Source organism: Victivallis sp. Marseille-Q1083 (genome assembly GCF_903645315.1).
GTDB lineage: Bacteria > Verrucomicrobiota > Lentisphaeria > Victivallales > Victivallaceae > UMGS1518.
On the sequence record NZ_CAHJXL010000001.1, the window covers coordinates 970,667 to 989,545 of the forward strand.

The 18,879-nt window shown below is 54.0% G+C and carries 15 protein-coding genes; 13 read left to right on the top strand and 2 right to left on the bottom strand.

The window, feature by feature from the left end; all coding sequences use genetic code 11:
* Positions 1–32 precede the first annotated feature (32 nt).
* Positions 33–1,139: a zinc-binding dehydrogenase gene (locus HWX74_RS03820; protein WP_176012280.1), complete on the top strand. Its 1,107-nt coding sequence runs from the start codon at positions 33–35 to the stop codon at positions 1,137–1,139.
* Positions 1,140–1,474: 335 nt separating this feature from the next.
* Here the strand turns inward: HWX74_RS03820 and HWX74_RS03825 are convergent, their stop codons facing one another.
* Together HWX74_RS03825 and HWX74_RS03830 are read right to left on the bottom strand one after the other, a co-directional pair.
* Positions 1,475–2,221 (bottom strand): type II secretion system protein, encoded by a 747-nt coding sequence (locus tag HWX74_RS03825; RefSeq protein WP_176012281.1) that lies wholly within the window; start codon positions 2,219–2,221, stop codon positions 1,475–1,477.
* Between the two features lie 409 nt (positions 2,222–2,630).
* The gene (locus tag HWX74_RS03830; RefSeq protein WP_176012282.1) at positions 2,631–2,882 is read right to left on the bottom strand and encodes a hypothetical protein; all 252 of its coding nucleotides are present in this window, start codon (positions 2,880–2,882) and stop codon (positions 2,631–2,633) included.
* A gap of 128 nt (positions 2,883–3,010) precedes the next feature.
* Between HWX74_RS03830 and HWX74_RS03835 the strand changes: the two genes are divergently transcribed.
* The 12 genes from HWX74_RS03835 (at position 3,011) to HWX74_RS03890 (ending at position 18,841) form a co-directional block, all read left to right on the top strand.
* Complete coding sequence (locus HWX74_RS03835) at positions 3,011–3,949, top strand: regulatory iron-sulfur-containing complex subunit RicT (protein WP_176012283.1); 939 nt, start codon at positions 3,011–3,013, stop codon at positions 3,947–3,949.
* Positions 3,946–4,881, top strand: coding sequence for a hypothetical protein (locus HWX74_RS03840; protein ID WP_176012284.1), 936 nt, complete (start codon positions 3,946–3,948; stop codon positions 4,879–4,881). The genes HWX74_RS03835 and HWX74_RS03840 overlap by 4 nt, the downstream gene beginning before the upstream one ends.
* Positions 4,878–5,642, top strand: coding sequence for a Nif3-like dinuclear metal center hexameric protein (locus HWX74_RS03845; RefSeq protein WP_176012285.1), 765 nt, complete (start codon positions 4,878–4,880; stop codon positions 5,640–5,642). Before HWX74_RS03840 ends, HWX74_RS03845 begins: the two co-directional genes overlap by 4 nt.
* A 143-nt stretch (positions 5,643–5,785) precedes the next feature.
* On the top strand, positions 5,786–6,250 hold the full coding sequence (locus tag HWX74_RS03850) for a hypothetical protein (RefSeq protein ID WP_176012286.1): 465 nt from the start codon (positions 5,786–5,788) through the stop codon (positions 6,248–6,250).
* A gap of 365 nt (positions 6,251–6,615) precedes the next feature.
* The gene (locus HWX74_RS03855) at positions 6,616–9,771 is read left to right on the top strand and encodes a carbohydrate-binding family 9-like protein (RefSeq protein ID WP_176012287.1); all 3,156 of its coding nucleotides are present in this window, start codon (positions 6,616–6,618) and stop codon (positions 9,769–9,771) included.
* Positions 9,772–9,995: 224 nt separating this feature from the next.
* Positions 9,996–11,021 (top strand): endonuclease/exonuclease/phosphatase family protein, encoded by a 1,026-nt coding sequence (locus HWX74_RS03860; protein ID WP_176012288.1) that lies wholly within the window; start codon positions 9,996–9,998, stop codon positions 11,019–11,021.
* 2 nt (positions 11,022–11,023) lie between these two features.
* Entirely contained in the window at positions 11,024–12,478 is a 1,455-nt protein-coding gene (locus HWX74_RS03865) for an MFS transporter (RefSeq protein WP_176012289.1), read from the top strand.
* Between the two features lie 22 nt (positions 12,479–12,500).
* A complete protein-coding gene (locus HWX74_RS03870; protein WP_176012290.1) occupies positions 12,501–13,628 on the top strand; it encodes a sialidase family protein in 1,128 nt (375 codons plus the stop codon).
* Positions 13,625–14,515, top strand: a complete 891-nt coding sequence (locus tag HWX74_RS03875; protein ID WP_176012291.1) for a dihydrodipicolinate synthase family protein — start codon at positions 13,625–13,627, stop codon at positions 14,513–14,515. The genes HWX74_RS03870 and HWX74_RS03875 overlap by 4 nt, the downstream gene beginning before the upstream one ends.
* Positions 14,516–14,760: 245 nt before the next feature.
* Entirely contained in the window at positions 14,761–15,870 is a 1,110-nt protein-coding gene (locus tag HWX74_RS03880) for a substrate-binding domain-containing protein (protein ID WP_176012292.1), read from the top strand.
* 61 nt (positions 15,871–15,931) lie between these two features.
* A complete protein-coding gene (locus HWX74_RS03885) occupies positions 15,932–16,615 on the top strand; it encodes a type II secretion system protein (RefSeq protein ID WP_176012293.1) in 684 nt (227 codons plus the stop codon).
* Positions 16,616–16,942: 327 nt separating this feature from the next.
* On the top strand, positions 16,943–18,841 hold the full coding sequence (locus HWX74_RS03890; RefSeq protein WP_176012294.1) for a DUF4838 domain-containing protein: 1,899 nt from the start codon (positions 16,943–16,945) through the stop codon (positions 18,839–18,841).
* The last annotated feature ends 38 nt before the right edge of the window (positions 18,842–18,879 follow it).

Below are 18,879 nucleotides of genomic sequence, written 5' to 3' on the forward strand. Positions count from 1 at the left end.
TCAAACCATGAAACGAAACGCGAGGTAGAACGATGTCGGAAAAAGGAAAAGTGGCAATGCTGGTCGCTCCCGGTAAGTTTGAAATCCGGGAATATCCGCTCCCGCCGATCGGCGACGACGAGATGCTGCTCAAAGTCGAAGGATGCGGGATTTGCGGCACGGACGGACACGAATACAAGCGCGATCCCTTCGGACTCTGTCCGGTGGTGCTCGGCCATGAAGGTTCCGGCGCCATCGTCAAACTGGGGAAAAATATCACCGCCGATTCCGCTGGCGTGCCGGTCAAACTCGGCGACAAGATCGTCACCTGCATCATTCCGTGCGGCAAATGCAACGCCTGCAAAAATACGCCGGCTCGCACCAATCTGTGCGAAAACTGCGGCGTTTACGGCCTGTTTCCGGACGACGACATCCACTTCAACGGTTATTTCGGCGAATATTTGGTCATCCGCCCCGGCTCGACCTTTTTCAATGTCACCGGCATGACGCTGGACCAGCGCATGCTGGTGGAACCGGCCGCCGTGGCAGTTCACGCCGTCGAACGCGCCAAGAGCACCGGATTGTTGAAATTCAACACTGTCGTGCTGATCCAGGGCTGCGGACCGATCGGCCTGATGGTCATGGCGGTATTGCGGACGATGGGCATCGAAACCATCCTGGCCACCGACGGCAACGACAGCCGGCTGGAATGGGCCAAACGGATGGGGGCCAGTCAGACCTTCAACTTCACCCAGTACCCGGATTTCCCGGCGCTGCTGGCCGATGTCAAGGCCGCCACCGACGGTCTGGGCGCCGAATTCGTCTTCCAGTGCACCGGCGTCGGCAAGGCCGGCGGCAACGCCTGGAAACTGGTGCGGCGCGGCGGCGGCCTGTGCGAAGTCGGCTTCTTCATGGACGGCGGCGACTGCACGATCAACCACCATTATGACCTGTGCAACAAGGAAATTTCGGCGGTCGGCAGTTGGGTCTACTCGCCGCAGGATTATCCGACCACCTTCGCCTTCCTGAAACGGGCGGCCGGCATCGGTCTGCCGGTGGAAGAACTGGTCACCCATAAATTCCCGCTGTCCCAGATCACCGAAGCGCTGGAAACCAACGTGCAGATGAAGGGCATCAAGGTGGCGGTCATCGTCGAATGAGACGGTTCAGCCGGGCAGAAAAAATCTTTTGAGGGAAAATTTTCTCTGCTCGCATGCTTCCTTTTCCGAACCGTCTGGTCGCCTTTTTCCGTCGGTAACGCCAGGTGGAAAAAGGCGATGCCGGTCATCCCCAACCTAATGCCGATACCAACGCCGCGCTATTGAGGGAAAAGACTTGCATATGGCGCGAATTGAAAGAAAGAATGCTCCGCCGGCTTGAAACCGGCGGAGCATTCTTTTCTTCGTCAATGCGGCAAATCCGTCCGGATCTGCCGGGCCGGGGCGGCGGAAACCGTTTCCCGCCGCGCCGGCAAGGTCTGGCAAAACCGGCCCGATTAGGGCGCAGTGGTAACCCAACCGGAGTTGGTCAGCACCGGGCGGCAATACTTCGTGGCTTCCGCCTGCAACTGCCGGCCTTTGACGCTGTGGGCGCTGCCGTCGGACAGAGCGATGTTCGAAGATTCATTATGAACCAGATACATCGGATACCAGGCATTGGCCAGCGTCTTGTTCAACGGGTACAGACCGGTGACGTCCGACTCGCTGATCTGCGACGGATTGAGCAGGTGACCGGAGATCGCCGAAGCGCCGGTGAAGCCATTGTCGGTGGAGGTACCATCGCCGAAGACGAACGGTGTCGAACCTTCTTCCTGGGCGGCAGCCAATACCGTCGCCAATTTATGGGCACGCCGATCGCCGCTCTCGCCTGCAGAGTTGCCGAAAGTATTGTAATTCATACCGATAGAGACCGTATCCTGCGCATAGCTGTCTTTGTTGTAATGGCCGGCGCTGGCTCCGCAGAGGAATACATCCTCTCCCACGCCATATTGCAGATTATAAACCGTCGGCCAGTTGGCCTTGTTGGCAAATTCCGGAATTTGCACATGTGCGGCACAAACCCAGTCGTCATTGTCCATCGTGTACATGGTGAAAACCAGGCCGAGTTGTTTCATGTTGCTGCGGCATTTGATTTCCTGCGCTTTTGCTTTCGCTTTGCCCAACGCCGGCAACAACATACTGGCGAGGATGGCGATGATCGCGATGACCACGAGCAGTTCGATGAGGGTGAATTTCTTTTTCATTTTTTCTTCCTTGATTAAGGTTGTTTCGTTTCGACATCCGTTTTCTTTTACTTCATCCCGACACTGTAAAATGGTAAATCGATTTACTGTCATCACCATATAGTATAGTAAATCGGTTAACAAAAAGCAATAGGCAAACGAAAAAAAATCGAATTTTTTTTGAAAAAAGTTAGTTTTCGGTCGAAAAAACGTCAGTTTTCAAGAAAAAATCACTTTTTTACGGTGCGATATTGATTTTTTTTCAACATATGCTGTCCGGATCCAAAAAACTGGAATCCTCCGCTTTTTTGGCCGGATCGTAACCTTCGCCGTAACCTCTTTTGGGGATAAAATGAATCGAGAAAGTAACTGCTCCCAAAAAAGATTTTCTTCTATGCCCCCTTCTCTTTCAGTAGTCCGCCGGACTGAATCATCCATCGCGTTTTTCGTTTCCATTGCCCGGCCGGTTGCCGCTCCCCGACCTCGACTCCAACGGCAAAATTTCGCAAGCCGGCACCAGAAAGCCGCGGCCGTAACCGGAGAGACGATCCCGGCCCGGCAGAACGGCAGCTTCCGGAATGGCGGGATTGGAAAAAATCGGCGGCGGACCGGCACTTGCCGACAGTTGATTTCGTGCCGGCGCGATCGAAGCGGCCAGTGGAATCCGCCCGGCGGGACGCATTCAGAGACAAATCGGAATGTTAACTTTTTTTATTTTTCAGTGATGTTTGCCAACTACTCATTGTCTGCTATATTACTAAATGTATTATTGTAGAGCAAAACGATCAAGCAGATTGGTAAGCATTATTGATGAATAACTTATATACAGTGGAACTTGACAACGGTTCCCGTTATCAAGCGCAGGCGCCCGCCGAGCTGGAGCTGAAAGTCGGCAATTACTGCATCGTCCGCAAGGATTTCTATCTGGATTATGCCAGAGTCATCCACCGGTATCCGCCGGCGGAGGAAGAAAATACCAACAGCAGCCTGCCGCGCATCGAACGGGCCGCTACTGCCGCCGACCGGGAAACCGCCGCCGGCAATCAGGAGCGGGGCAAAAACGCGATCGCCACCGCATATCGTTTCGTCGAATTGCTGAAACTGGAAATGAAGCTGTTGAACGCCCACTATTCATTCGACTGCAAACAGATTGTCATCCAGTTTACCGCCGACGGACGAGTTGATTTCCGGGAATTGGTCAAAGAGCTGTCGCGGGCGCTCAGCGCCAGAATCGAATTGCGGCAGATCGGCGTGCGCGACGAGACCAGCATTTGCGGCGGCATCGGCATCTGCGGCCAGGAGCTTTGCTGCCGCCGCTTTTTGAAAGAGTTCAATTCCATCAACGTCCGGATGGCCAAGGACCAGGATCTTTCGCTGACGCCGAGTACGATTTCCGGCGCCTGCGGCCGTTTGAAATGTTGCCTGAAATTCGAACACGCCGGTTACCTGGAACTGGAAAAAGGAATGCCGCATCGCGGCGAATATTGCGAGTGCCCGGAAGGACGCGGCCGGATTTATGACCGAAACCTGCTGACGCAAAGCGTTTCGGTGCAATTGGAATCCGGCAATCTCGTTCATTATACCCGCGACGAAATCACCATCGTTTCGCAGGAAAAGCCCCGGCCGCCCAAACCGAAAAAAGCGCCGCCGGAAGCCGCTCCCCGGAAAGACGGCAGGAGCGACAACGCCGGCCGGCCGCCCAGAAACTCCGGCAACCGGAAAGCGGAAAATAATTCCGAGAAGCAATGAATGTGCTGAGCCGCAAATTTCTGGCTGCATTGACGCCGGATAATCCGGCGGCGTTGCTGCGTCTCGACGATAACGGCATTTTTCCGGCGCCGGAAGAGTCGCTGGAAGCATTCCGCGCCCGTCTGGAGGAATTGTTGCGGGAAAAAGAGGCGCTGGACCATGCTCTGCGGGACGAAGCGCCGGTGCCGGTACTCAGCGACCTGTACGTCAAACGCAGCGAGCAGATCGAACCGGATACGCTGGCTGAAGCCGCCGGTGTCACCGAGCGGCTCTATCAATTCCACATCGACTGGGTGCCCGGCTTCTTCCTGTCCGGGGAAGTCGGCTGGCTGTGGGGCGGCTGCGCCGTTTCCGAACCGGGCAGACAACTGCCGGCCATCTTCCTGAGGCGCAGTTTCCAGCGCCGCCGCCGCTGGTTCATCTACCGGCGGCAGGAGCTGGTCGCCCATGAACTCTGCCACGTTGCCAGAACGCCGTTGAACAATCTCCGCCTGGAGGAATTTTTCGCATATCAAACCAGCAACAGTCCGCTGCGGCGTTATCTGGGCAACTGTTTTATCGGCCGCTGGGACGCGCTCTACTTTCTGCTGCCGTCGCTGCTGGTGCTGGCCGCGCAAATCTGCCAGCTTTATTTCGCGCTGCCGCTTCCCGTCTGGCCGTTCTGGCTGCTGGTCGCCGCCGGTTTCGGCTGGCTGCTCGGCCGCAACCATCTGGCACGCCGCTGCTGCCGGCAGGCGCAACGGCGGCTGCGGCAGGCGCAGACCGCCCGGCCGCTGGCCGTCCTGTTCCGCTGCACCGATGCTGAAATCGGCGCCATCGCCAAACTGCCGGACGGCGATGGAGTGCGCGATTATGTCCGGCGAAAAACCCAAGAGCAATTGCGCTGGCAAATCATTGCCGCCAAATTTTTCCCGGGAGTTTCGGAACCATGATCACTTTGAAGGCGCTGACCAACTATCTGGATGAACAACTGAATGTTGCCGCATTCGGCCACGACTATTCCAACAACGGGCTGCAGGTCGAAGGCAACGCGTCCGTACGACGCGCCGTTTTCGGCGTCGACGCTTCGCTGGCCCTGTTCGAAGCGGCGGCCGAATTGCAGGCCGACTTCATCTTCGTCCATCACGGCTTGAGCTGGAGCGCCGAACCGCGCCGGCTGACCGGCCTGGTCGCCCGACGGTACCGGACGCTGTTCATCAACAATTTGTCGCTGTACGCGGTTCATCTGCCGTTGGACGCCCATCCGCGGTTCGGCAATAACGCCGTGCTGGCCGACCGGGTCGGACTCATCGACCGGCGGATGTTTTTTCAATACGCCGGCAGCGATATCGGCATCCTCGGCAGATTGCCGGAAACCGCCGCGGCCGAAGCGCTGGCCCGGACGCTGCAGCACCATCTGGGCGGAACTCCGCCGCAGGTGTTCGCCGGCGACCGGCCGGTCCGCCGGGTGGCGGTTATTTCCGGCGGCGCCGGCCTCGACGGTCTGCAGTGCGCCATCGACGCCGGGGCGGAACTGCTGATCACCGGTGAAATCGAGCACACGATGTTTCACCTCATCGCCGAAAGCGGAATTGCCGTCATCGGCTTGGGCCATTATCGTTCGGAGACCACCGGCGTCCAGGCCATCCGGCAACTATTGCAGCAGGAATTCGGGTTGATCGGTCATTTCGTCGATCTGCCGACCGGCCTATAGAAACACGGAAACAGAAAAGCATCCCCTGTCGGCGGAGTGAGTACGGCGGCGGCCGTAGCCAGGACATCGGCCCGGGGAATGTCCGGAAAGCGCTCGTCGCGTCAAGCCCGACAGCTTTTCGGAGAAACCAAAGGAGCGGAAATATGTCGTACAAATTGTTATTGCTTCTGGGATTCGTTGCGATCCTGACATGCGGATTTCTGGCTGGCGGCTGCGCGAGCGGTCAAACCGGCCCAAGCGGTCATGTCGAATTGACCGATTCGGAGGTGAACGAATTGATCGACATTGCCCGGCGCAATGTCAAAGGGACCGGCGTTCTGCAGAAAAATCAGTACAAGCAATATCAATTCATCATGACGCAGCCGCCGCAGATTACCAGTTATTACAGCGCCGACCGCTTCGGCAAGATCGTCATGGTCTGGAATTTGCCTGATACCAACAAAAATTTCAAAGCGGTTTTTCAAGGACAATTGATGACCGACCAGATGATAGTCCGCTTCTCCTCCACCCGGACCACGCCGCAGGTCAATTACGGCGATGTGCCGATCGAACGCGTCAAAAGCGATATGAATCTCCGCGACATCCTGCGCATCAAGGAACAGTTCTAATCCGAGCCGAACACCGCATTAGGCATTTGAAGAAATACCCGATCGAATGAAGGATATTTCTTCAAGTGTCCAATGCGGCCGACTCATCGGCGACCTCCAGGTTCAATTTTCGATAAGATAACTGGAACTAATTGTAAAAACGTTCTCCGCATCTCCACCACATTTTTCAAAGAATCGAAAGTTTCATGCTACATTCAGGTTAAAAACTCGATGATTCAATGATTTTTTTTGTCTATTTTGAGATTGCTATTTGTCCTCTTTGGTGATTTTTTTCCTAAAAATACAACTTGCCTTTACCGATCTGCGTTCTTATGTTACCAGCAATCAAATCGGATATGAAAATGCAATCTATCGGAGAATCGATCATGAGAAAAAGCATTTGTTTGGGGTGCCTGCTGAGCCTGTTCGGGGCGGTTGCCGGAGAGTTGCCTTTTGCTAATTTGGGAAATACGATCGACCCGGCGTGTGGAACGGTCCGAATTCCGAAAAATTGGACAGAATATGTCCATCCGGTATGGAATGGACCGGCAACGCCGACCAATGAGGATCGGACCAGCGGCTATCTGCTCTGGGCTCCCCACTATATGGAAACGTTGTCGCCGTATCAACAGCCGGATTCGTTACAGTTGTGTCCCGCGCTGCAGTTGTTCGCATCTCCCGGTGAATACGAGCCGGCTGTGCTGGCGGTACGGCCGGAAACGGAATTGACCGCTTTTCAAGTGGAATTGGCACCGTTGCGGTCCGCTTCGGGTGCCGAAATCCCAGTGGAACATCTGGAGATGCGGATCGCCTCGGAATTGGCACTGAAAAATTTCCGCGTGGAAAATTCCTACTTCTGGCGGCCAGAATTGCTGGAGTGCTTTAGCGATTTGACCCTGCGGGCCGGCCGGACCTCCTATTTTTGGCTGACTGTACACGTGCCGCCCAGCGCGGCACCTGGCGATTATCGGTCGGAGGTTGTTTTGCGGGCCGCCGGCAAACCGGATCGCCGGGTACCGTTGATACTACATGTCTGGCCGATTGAATTGGCGGAGCCGGAGATGGAATTGGGCATGTATCTGGGCGGTCATCAAAAAGATCTGGAGATGCGCCACCAGTTTTACAGGGATATGAAAGCGCACGGGATAAATACGGTGGCACCATGTAATTTTTCGTTTCCATTGAAGTGGGAGGATAACCACGTTGTCGTCGATTGCAGCCTGATCGACCGGGAGGTGAAGCTTTGTCGGGAAGTGGGATTCCAACGGCCACTAACCCTCGATATGCGGCCGGTCGAAGGCTGGTTGTCGGCGTTGCAGGACGAGATGGCGGCTTATCGGACAGCCGGCAAGGAATTTCCGGCGAATTATACCGTGGCAAGCTGGGAGTTCAACGTACCGCCAAAGTATTCCGAATTCGAAGTGGAGCAAACCAAAAATATCATCGCGCAGGTTGAAGCGTTTGCAGCAGCAAACAATTGGCCAGAGCTCTATTGGCTGCCACAGGAAGAAGCAACCAATGCAGCGGCGAAAATACAGCAACTGGAGCACTATGCCAGATTGTTTCATGCCAATGGAGTCAAAGTGGCCTCCTGGTCCAATGGCCCGTGGGGTGGCGTTGATGAACTACAGCCGTTGGACGAATTCATCGATGTGCGCTATTACAATTCAGTGACGCCGGAATTAATGCGGCAGGCAAAAGCGACCGGCGATTTCTGCGGTATTTACAACCATGGCGATCGAGCACAATTCGGTTTTTTTGCCGAGCGCGTCCAGGCGGACGGCGCTTTCCAATGGGCTTATATTTTCATGGATACCAAAGATGCTTTTAGTAACGGCACTCTTGATTATATCAACAGTGTAGTCTACCCGGGCGACACCGGGCCGATTCCGTCGCCGATGTGGGAACGGATTCGTGAAGGAATAGACGACCAGCGGTACATCACGACATTGAAAAAATTGTTGCAGCGGGCAGAAAATTCCGATGATGGGCAAGCGCGGCAACTTGCAGCCGAGATTCAGACGGAATTCAACATGATGCTGGCGGCAATGCCGGATGAAACAGCGAAGCTATACCGATGGCTGGCAGAAACCGACCCGGCATTGTTCGATCTGTGGCGCAACCGGATTGCGGCAATGATTCTGCGCCTGCAAGGACAATCTAGCCCAATTCTATTGATCCCTGCTGCGGCAACCGACCCGGAATGGCTGGTAACGGCGGTGCCCGCTCCGGCCGACGAAAAAAAAACCGGAATGCAATCTGCGCGTTCCGCAACTGCTGAAGTGGTAGTGCCGAAAGTTTCCGGCCTGACGGCCTGGCCGCTGGCGGAGGGCGATTGGGCAGCGGCAGCGGTGATTGATAATTTTCTGGAACGTTATTCTGACACTTGGAAAAAGGCGCAGGCGTTTGCCGCCGGTGCAATTGGCGAAATTGACGGCGTGCCGGCTCGGGAGCAGACCCGGGTACAGCTGATGTATGATGACGAATATCTTTATATCCGGGCGAAACTGGCCGAGTCGCAGATGGAACGGCTGGTGGCGATGGTTACCGAACGCAACGGCGCAGTCTATAGCGATGATTCATTCGAACTTTTCTTCGTCCCGGATCCATCCAGCATGAAATCGCTGCAGGTAGCAGTAAATGCATTGGGGACTCTGTCGACCATTGCTTGGGACGTCAAGGGTGACGACCGGCAGCGCGCTGGGGAATGGCAGCCGAACATTGCGGTACAGGCAGGGAAACTGGAGGATTCGTGGTATGCGGTATTGCGGATACCGTTTGCCGCATTCGGTCTAGCTGCCGCTCCGGTTCCGGGAAGCAACTGGCAAATCAATTTCGGACGGGAGCAGCAGCGGTTGCCGGAATTTTCAACCTGGAGTCAGGTCAACAATTCATTTCATGAGTTGCATAATTACGGGACATTGTATTTCGATATGAAACCGGCGGTGTCGCTACAGTTGCTGGATACTCCGCGTTTTTATCTGGGCAGCAATGTGTTGTCGCTGCAGTTGGAGCCGAATCGACCGGAGAAATTCGAAGGCGAACTACGCATCTCGGTGACGGCACCCTCCGGGACGTTGCCGCCGGTCACTGTCCCGGTGAAAATGGAGGAGGAAGGCGGGAAATTGCAGCCAGAATTTCCCTTGCATGAGACCGGCAGCCATGAAATCACCGTGTCTCTGACCAACCAAACGGCCGCCGAAGAAGGACATCAATTGCGGGTGGTCGGCGAGGTACCGCCGGTGCTGGAATTGCATCTGATGCAACAGGAACTGGCGGTTGGCAGTCGCCGGCTGCGGGCTAGGCTCCGGGTAAACCGGAGTCAAGCGGCTCTGGAGGGATGCCAGCTGCAGGTGAAACTCAATGGCCCGGCCGACCGGATGAATTGGATTGATGCGCCGTTGACTGGAGAACAGGAGTTGCGAATGGCCGTAGCGGATCTGCCGGCCGGGAAATATAGGTTGTCGGTAGAATTGGTCGATGCAACCGGCTGCGTTGCTGCCCGGGAATCCAAATCGTTGCTCATTGAAGATTTACAATAGCAAGAAATGGCGTGGGGGTATACCACTCGGCATAGTAACAATGTCTTTAACCGCAGATATGAGTATGTGCAATCGGCCGGAATGCAACGGAAAAGGCTCCGGAAAAAATCCATAAAAGCAAACTCTGGTGCGCCACCCGGAACTTCTGGCGCTATGCCAAAAGTTCCGAGAGCTGTCGCAGAAGGAGAGTAAGTTTCGGGAAAGATCCTCAAGAGGTGGGTGAAATGAAGTGTTTTGTGTATGGGCTGGCGGTACCGACGGTATTCTTCAGCGGTCTGACGGGCTGGACGGCGGAGGTAAAAGTAATGCAGTTGAATATTTGGCGCAGTGCCATGAACATAGCGGAGTCCCGGCAGGGTATCGTTGATGAAATCAAACGTTTGAAGCCGGAAATCGTCCTATTATGCGAATGCGCCGTGGATGGGACAATTTCCACCCAATTGGCCGAAATGCTGGCCGGGGAAGGCTTGCAATATCAGGTGCCGAAAATTCAGAATGACTGTCAGGTGCTATCGGTGTACCCGATCCTGGAGGAACAGGCCATTTCCAATCATTTGAAAGTAGTGCTCGACGGTGACGAATTGGGGCGATTGGTCGTTTATTCCGTTCATTTAAACTATAAGAACTATGCCTGTTATCTACCACGCGGATATGACGGCAATAGCTGGCAGAAGTTGCCAGACGGACCGGTCGATACGGTCGAACCGGTTTCCCGGATGAATCTGTCCAGTGGCCGGCCGGACAATATGGCGTGGCTGATCAGGGACGCTCAACCTGCCCTAGCGGCAGGAGAGCTTGTCATTCTCGGTGGAGATTTCAATGAACCGTCCCATCTGGACTGGACGACGGCGACGGCTGATCTATTCGGGCACAACGGCATCGCAATGCCGTGGCAAACGACCAAATGTCTGGCAGAGGCTGGCTGGCTCGACACTTACCGTTATCTTTATTCTGATCCAGTAAAATATCCGGGCTTCACCTTTCCGTGCAACAATCCGCATGTTGAGGTAAAAATCCTAACCTGGGCCCCCGAAGCCGATGAGCGGGACCGGATCGACTATATTTTCGTCGCCCCATCCGAACGAGTGACGGTGACGCAAGCTGGCTTGATCGGTCCGGAAACGATGATCGTCAAAGGTCAGCGCGATACCGAAACTACCGCTGATCCCATCCTGCCGCCGGTCTCGATCTGGCCGACCGACCATCGTGGAACCTATGCCGTGCTGACGGTTGCCGAGCCTCGGAGGTGACTGTGAAATCCCGGGAAGCACAAGAGTCGCTGTGGAGTCTGTGGCAGCGATTGAAGAATCAAAAAGTTTATGAGTGCGGCACATTGACTTATTCGCACGTCGGCATTTTTATGTTGTTCTTCTGGATGACCTTTGGCGCGGTCTGCTTTTCTCTGATGCAGCAGCTGTCGCCGCAGCTGTTGCCGATTGCGCTCCGGAATCTTGCGGCGACCAGCGCTATGATCGGGTTGTTGTGTGTTAGTATTCCGGCTCTGATCAATGCGATTGTCACGCCGATTGTCAGCTACTGCAGCGACCGGACACGCACTCGTCTGGGAAGGCGGATTCCATATATGCTGTTCGCCACGCCGCCGACGGTACTGTTTCTGATACTGATCGGCTGGGCTCCGAAACTGGGTATGCTGTTGGATGGCCTAAGCGGATATGGCGCCCAAACGCTCGGCTTGGGAATTCTCTGCATCGCCGTCGTCGGGTTCCAGTTCTGCAACATGTTTGCTGGTTCCATCTTTTACTATATTTTCGCCGATGTGGTGCCGGCTCCGTTGATGGGCCGTTTCATGGCGCTGTTCGGTATGGCGATAACGGCGGCCGGATTTCTGTTCATGAAATTCTTTTTCAAATATCATACCGACCATATGGAGTGGCTCTATACCGGTTTCGGCGTCCTGTATCTGTGCGGCTTTTCCTTGATGTGCCTGATGGTCAGGGAGGGCAGCTACCCGCCGCCAGCGATGGACCGGTACCGGGAATCGGTGTGGGGCAGTGTACTGGTTTTTTTCAAGGAGAGTTTCTCAAAACCGTATTATCTGATTTTCTTTTTCGGGACCAGTCTGAGTACCGCCTCGACCTTGTGTCGCAATTTGTTCAATTTCTTTTTCGCCGAAGGCAATCTGGGCATATCCAGCGTCGGTTACGGAGATATTATGGCGGCGGCCGGGGTGATGGTGTTTCTGCTGAAAATCCCGCTGGGATGTCTGGTGGACAAATTCCATCCGCTGCGTATTTATAACTTCGGTATGATTCTGGTAGTACTCACCAATTTGGTCAGCATCGTGGTATTCCGGAATCCTGCCGCCACCTGCGACGTGTTGAACCGCTTATTGCCGGCCTCGCTGGCACTCGGAGACGAAAACGCCGGTTATGTGCTGTTTTTCGCGGTGACGATGCTCCTGTCACTGGTTTATGCCATTCAGTTCGTGGCGGAACTGCCGATGTTTGTTGCTCTGCTGCCGCATGACCGATATGGCCAGTTCTGTTCAGCCCATGCGATGTTCCGGGCGGTCATGGTAATGATTTGCGGCTGGGGGGGCGGCAAATTTATCGAATGGACGGGAAACAATTATTTATATATGTATGTTTGGGATGCCGGATTTACCATTCTCTCTCTGGCAAGCATGTTATGGCTGTTCCGCCTCTGGAAAAAGCTGGGTGGCGATCAAGCCTATGTCGCACCGTAACATTAAAGAAAGTCAAAAAAATATGGAAATGACACAACAAACGGTATTGAAACTGTTTGCCGGCCCGGGTAATCCCAGGAATTCGGAAGGGGCTTTTCTGGCGTTGGACGATCAACGACTGATGTATGTCTATACCCGCTATTGCGGAACATCGTGGCATGACGCGGAAGCTGCGGATCTGGCCGTCCGCTATTCCAACGATGGCGGTTTTACCTGGAGTAACCGGAACGATATTCTGATTACGCATGGCGTCCATGCTAATGTGATGAGCGTATCGTTGTTACGGCTGCCGTCCAACCGAATCCTGTTGCTCTATCTGGCCAAGGATTGTCTGCGGGAGGAGGCGCAAGGAAAGGTCGGTATTCCGGAAGGGGATTTCTGCTGTATACCGCAGTTGCGCTACTCCGACGACGATGGCAAAAGCTGGTCACCGGAACAGCCGGTCATCGTGATCCCTGGCTATTATGTGGTCAACAATGACCGGTTGGTACGTCTGCGCAACGGCCGGCTGCTGCTGCCGGTAGCGCATCATCGTTACCGGCAGCAGCAGAACACCAGGGAGTTCGGCATTCAGGGAGTGGTGGACTTTTATTATTCTGATGACGACGGCGCTACCTGGAGTCAAGCGCCGGGAAGCCTGTTTCCGGCTCCGGATAACCGGAACGGCTTGCAGGAACCCGGCGTCGTAGAACTGGTTGACGGTCGGCTGATGGCATTCTGCCGAACCGACCGCGGGTGCCAATACAAAGCGTTTTCCGCCGATGGCGGCGAAAACTGGAGCAAGGCGGTTCCAGCTCCGGAATTTCCGAGTCCATTGTCGCCGTTGTCGATGAAGCGTGACCCGTTCAGCAACCGGCTGGTGGCGGTATGGAACGATATCGACCCGCGCTGGAAAATCCGGAATGAAGAACCGGAACACAACTGGGGTCGGTTGCCGCTGGTCATCGCTTTCAGCGGCGATGATGGGAGCAGCTGGACCAATCACACGATTCTCGGAGCGGACCCGCGGCGCGGCTATTGTTACAGTGCGTTGTTTTTTCCGGCGGCTGACCGGATTCTGGTCGGATACAATTGCGGCGGGCATGGCAAAAGCTGTTTGCAGGACCATTGTATCAAATCACTTACCATAAAAAAGAAGGTTGAACGATGAGTGTAATTTATTCGGCGGCTCCGACCGCGTTTCGGAAGGATTTGAGTATTGATGTCGAATCGTTTCGCCGCATGTTGCTAGCAAACCTTGCCGCCGGGGTAAAAGGTTTTTTCCTTTGCGGCAACATGGGCGAATGGAGTCAGTTGCGGTTGGCGGACCGTGAAGCGTTGACCGAATGCGCCATGGCAACGGCCGGCGGTCAGGCAGAAATCCTGGCCGGCTGTACCGCAAACAGTTTGCAGGAAACGCTTCTGACGATGAAAACCTTGGCCAGGTATGCACCGGATGCTTACGTGGTGATGAATCCGTTGCCGGCAACCAGCCAATACTGCCCGATGGATTATCTGCTGCATTTCCTAGATGCCGCCGACCGTCCGGTCTATTATTATTATTGTCCACCGGTAACTGCCTTCCGAATGGGAGTGGAGGACTTTCGTCATCTGGTGGCGCATCCGAACTTGAAGGGCATCAAAAATTCCGCCGGCGACATCGGGATTCGCAAAGAACTGCTAAAGTTGAAGAAAGAATATGATTTCCGATTGTTCGAAGGCCACGAATGGGGCATCGACGACGCCTTGATGGCCGGCTGTGATGGCGCGCTGTGCGGCTTGGCCGGCCTAGCAGCAAAGCCGATGACGCGTTTAGCTGCCGCCGTCGACGCCGGAAATTATGCCGAAGCGAAACAATGGCAGCTGAAACTGCTTGAACTCTATCACGGTATTTACGGCATTGATACGTCAACGGTTCAGAACGGGCACAAATATGCACTGTGGCGGCGTGGAATTTTCGACTGCTGGTACTGTCGGAATTCCGGGCCGGAACAGCTTTCGGAGATTCGCCGCCGGGAAATTGAGATATGCGTGGCACAATTCGATGCCTTGCTTTAAGTAGAAAGTCGGTCGCGAAACGGTGTCGGCAAGTGCCTTACTTATTTTTTAGATTCTTTTAATTGATTTTTTATAAATGCTTTATATTTTTGCAGCGGGGAGAAATATTTTTGGATAAAAAGTGTCCTTTTTTCATGTTAATATTGTCCTTTTTTGGCTGCCAAACATCGAAAAAAGGACTTGTTTTTTGACGGAAAATTTGCTATAATTATTTTAAAATTTGAATTATGGAACAAATAATGGACATGACAAAAAACAACGTTGTTGCCAAAAAATATTCACGCGCCGAGATTATTTCGATGTTGGAGCAGGAAATTACCGAACATGCGATGCTGCCTGGCGTCAAATTGCCGACCAGTACCCAGATTGCGAGGAAGTGCGGTGTTTCCAGCAAAACCGCCGACCGTGCGGTCCGCAAGCTGGTCAAGGACGGTCTGATTTCAAGAGTACGTGGCAGCGGCAGTTATGTGGTGCAGAATCGCAAAGGAATGGAAAAACCCTATATTGCCTTCTTTCACTGGCGTCAGCCGCTGGAAATGGCGGAACTCAATTATGCGGCTTACGACAGCGGTTTTGAATTGATGTCCCGGCAACTGGATGCGCACGGCTACCGTTTCGATCGCTTCGAGGACAACACGCTTGATAAAGTGCACAGCCGGATTTTTAAGGTTGAACTTGATAAATACGATGTCGTCATTGCCGTACCTGGATTGTTGGAAGTAGCCGCCGACATTCTACGTAATACCAAGGCGCAAGTCATTCTGATTTACGACGATGTCGTCCATCCGGGACCGTGGCACCAAGTCGTTTATGATTATCAGCCCGGCTTTGCCGCCGCGCTGGAGTATTTATTGAAGAAGGGATGTCGTAAATTCTTTATCGCCGGCAATGACGACGATACAAGTCAGACGCGCGTTGCCGCGATTCTGGCAGAAGGAGCTCGCTTAAAGATCGACTCGGAAAAGATTCACATCCATTATGGATCCTGTGAACTGTTGCCGTCGTCAATTCTAGCCGGCAGCAATTGTGCCGACTATTACATCGCCAACCGGTTGTTCGACCATGCCATTTTGGTTACCAGCGATTTTATCGCGTTCGGGATGCTCAACACGTTTGCCAAAGCCGGTTATCGTCCCGGACGTGATTTTCAGCTGATTAGTTATGACAATTTGGAAGCCAGGCTGCCCCGGCAAAGTCTGCCGCTCGGATTGACGTGTGTGACCCATCCGCTGGAAGCCGCCACAGAGGCGATCATCGACATGCTTGAGCATTTGACCAGAGTACAGCCCAGCGGTAAATATTATCATACTTATTTTATTCCAGCCCGCGAACTGGTGGTGCGTACGACCGCCTGACAGGAGATGGAATGCCCAAAAATAGGAAAATCAACCAATCAAGAAAAAAAGAGGTAAAGAAATGAAACAGCAAAAAACGAATTTTACACTTATTGAACTGCTTGTAGTGATTGCGATCATCGCCATTCTTGCATCAATGTTATTGCCGGCATTGGGTAAGGCGAAAGGGGCGGCACAACGGATTTCCTGCGTCAGCAACAACAAACAGATGGGGTTGTATTATGCCTTTTACGCCAATGACTTCGATGACTGGCAATGGGCCTGCAAGGACGGTTCCAATCGGCAAATCAAGCCACATTGGTTTGATGTGCTGTGGGAACTGGGATATTCCGGAGAACGCTACAATGATGTCGTGTCCTGCCCGGCCGCCGAGCATGCCAAGGATCACAACAATTCGCGGATGATTTCAACCGGCCCGAGTCGGCTGTTGATCCGGCCATGGAAAATCAGCAAAATTCCGTCGCCGACCACTTTTTTCACCTTTGGAGATTTTGCTTTCAAATCGGAGGATGTGGTAACATCCTTTTGGGGGTTCACATGGCGGGATGACCAGTCTGTCGATGTAACTCCCGGTTTCCGGCATCCAGGAAATACCTGTGTGCGAACGCATGGAGATGGGCATGTGGCAGTCTATCGAGAGAATGAACATACTAGCTACGATTCAATTGAATTGTATCCGCAGATGTGGCCGCACTACGATACCAACGGCAATATCATCATTCCGAGCAGCAGTTGGATGCCGTAAAATGTTCCGATGCCGTCCGGTTTCCGAAAATACGCAGATGATAGAACGGCAGGGCCGGCTGATTGCTCCGCCGGTTGGACCAGAAGTCTGATTTTCATATTGGCGTTACCGGAAGTATAGTATTCGAGTCTTGAGATTTGGGCAGCGGCAGATAAGCGGAAACCTCTTCTGATATTTGCCAGCCCCCCCGGGGATGATACATTGCGCCGGAGTAAAGTGCTTGGCATCGGCCGCAATAAAAGTAAAAGGAGTATTGAGGTGATAAAACGGTGGTATCATTTAGGGATTGGTATTGGAGCGGTATTGGTAATAATGCCGGGATGGGCCTTGGATATTGTTCGTGATCATCGGCCGGTGGCGACGATCGTCATTCCGGAACGTGACCGGATTTCCGGCCCGGCGGATCTTTCCAACCGGCAAGTCGCCAAGCAGTTGCAAGAGTATGTCAAACGGGCCACCGGCGCCGAATTGCCGATCGTCACCGAAAGCCGGAAACCGGAAACCGGTACAATCGTTTCGCTGGGTCACACGCAGATGGCGGCGGCGGCCGGCGTCGGAACCGACGATTTGAAATGGGACGAGGCCCGTTTGAAATGTATCGGCAATACGCTGTATCTGCTCGGCCGCGATACCGACCGGAAAGGACCGAGCCATAGCCAGGAAGGCGCCAAAGGAACCTGGCGGGCGGCCGGGCGTTTTCTGGAAAAATATCTGAATTATCGCTGTTTTTTGCCGACGCCGCCGGGTGAGCGTCTGGATGCGACCGCCAATATTGTTGTCGAACCGGAATTGGATGAAACCTTGACGCCGGCATTTGCCTATGCGTCGCCGGAATTGTACGGACGGACTTCGCCGGCGGCGATTTTGAATAATTTTCGTTATTCGATCCTGATTTTCAGCAAAGGCGGCCATACCTGGCAAGAATTCGTCCCGGTCAAAAAGTATTTTGCCGAACATCCGGAATATTTTGCGCTGAAAGGCGGTAAACGACTCGATGTCGAGCAAAACCATCTCTGCACCACCAATCCGGAGGTCAAACAACTGATCATCGACGGTATCCGGCAGAAATTCGACGAAGGATACGACTGGGTCGATCTCGGTCAATCTGACGGCTGGATCGGTTGCGAATGCGAGAAATGCCGGCTGCTGGATGAATATGAAGGAGCAGACTCCCTCGACCGTCGCGAGCTGGAAAAATTCCAGAACCATCCGGCCGAGCGCATTCATCTGATGCACAAAGCGATCATCGAAGCGTGCAAGACAAGCCATCCGGATAAGAAAATCCATTTACTGAGTTATGCGCCGACCACCTGGCCGTCGAAGCAATTCGAGCAGTATGGCGACAATGTCATCGTCGAATGCTGCCACCAACTGGATGAGGCGTTGCCGTTATGGAGTCCCCGGGTAAACGGAGTGAGCGTGTATGTCTACTCTTTCAACACCTGGGAAGGTGCCGGCATGGGGCCGAAAAATACGCCGCGCAATGTAGCCGACACGTTGCGGTTCTATCACAAAAACGGTGTAATCGGCATTTTTTTCTGTGTGATCGGCGAAAACTGGGGGCTGGAAGGGCCGGCCTATTATGTGCTGAGCCGGCTGCTTTACAACCCGGAGCTGGATTATCAGCCGCTGGTCAAAGAATATTGCCAATTCGTCTTCGGCAGGGCGGCGGCGCCGATGGAGCAATTCTTCAACAAACTGTACGGCCGAGTCGAAGGTTTTTTGAAGTTCATGACCGTCCCGGCTTACAACAATGCCGAAACCGCCTATACCGCGCTGTATCCGCCGCCGGTGCTGGAAGAGCTTGACCGCCTGCTGCAGCAGGCGGAAGCGGAAGCGAACAGCGAACGTTCGAAAAACTGGGTGCATCTGACCCGGGTCTGTTTCGACGCGGTGCGGCTGCAGGCGGAGATGTTCCATTTGACCCGTGCCTATCAGACCAATCCGACGCTCGCCAATCTCGATCAACTGGAGGTAGCAGTCAATACGTGGCTGTCGTATCGCGACAAGTTATTGAAAGAGGGAGAGAATGCGGAATACGTCAATAATTATTTCCCGGGCTGGGAAGGCTGGAACGGCTTGAAAGCCTACCTGACCTATCAGGGGCATTGCGGCAATAAAGTTGCTCCGTCCCGCTATGACAATCAACCGCCGATGACTTATGATTTTGCTGCATTACGCCGGGAATTGGAGAAGCGTAAGCCTCTGGCTTCGCCGGAAAGGTGAATGTGGGGCGCGGTCGACGCTGCGCGGCGTTATGGCCT

Excerpts from the sequence above, each read along its gene's own strand:
- HWX74_RS03835 (WP_176012283.1), top strand. The coding sequence starts at position 3,011 with ATGAATAACTTATATACAGTGGAACTTGACAACGGTTCCCGTTATCAA.
- HWX74_RS03845 (WP_176012285.1), top strand. The coding sequence starts at position 4,878 with ATGATCACTTTGAAGGCGCTGACCAACTATCTGGATGAACAACTGAAT.
- HWX74_RS03820 (WP_176012280.1), top strand. The coding sequence starts at position 33 with ATGTCGGAAAAAGGAAAAGTGGCAATGCTGGTCGCTCCCGGTAAGTTT.
- HWX74_RS03870 (WP_176012290.1), top strand. The coding sequence starts at position 12,501 with ATGGAAATGACACAACAAACGGTATTGAAACTGTTTGCCGGCCCGGGT.
- HWX74_RS03840 (WP_176012284.1), top strand. The coding sequence starts at position 3,946 with ATGAATGTGCTGAGCCGCAAATTTCTGGCTGCATTGACGCCGGATAAT.
- HWX74_RS03860 (WP_176012288.1), top strand. The coding sequence starts at position 9,996 with ATGAAGTGTTTTGTGTATGGGCTGGCGGTACCGACGGTATTCTTCAGC.
- HWX74_RS03825 (WP_176012281.1), bottom strand. The coding sequence starts at position 2,221 with ATGAAAAAGAAATTCACCCTCATCGAACTGCTCGTGGTCATCGCGATC.
- HWX74_RS03850 (WP_176012286.1), top strand. The coding sequence starts at position 5,786 with ATGTCGTACAAATTGTTATTGCTTCTGGGATTCGTTGCGATCCTGACA.
- HWX74_RS03880 (WP_176012292.1), top strand. The coding sequence starts at position 14,761 with ATGACAAAAAACAACGTTGTTGCCAAAAAATATTCACGCGCCGAGATT.
- HWX74_RS03875 (WP_176012291.1), top strand. The coding sequence starts at position 13,625 with ATGAGTGTAATTTATTCGGCGGCTCCGACCGCGTTTCGGAAGGATTTG.
- HWX74_RS03855 (WP_176012287.1), top strand. The coding sequence starts at position 6,616 with ATGAGAAAAAGCATTTGTTTGGGGTGCCTGCTGAGCCTGTTCGGGGCG.
- HWX74_RS03885 (WP_176012293.1), top strand. The coding sequence starts at position 15,932 with ATGAAACAGCAAAAAACGAATTTTACACTTATTGAACTGCTTGTAGTG.
- HWX74_RS03830 (WP_176012282.1), bottom strand. The coding sequence starts at position 2,882 with ATGCGTCCCGCCGGGCGGATTCCACTGGCCGCTTCGATCGCGCCGGCA.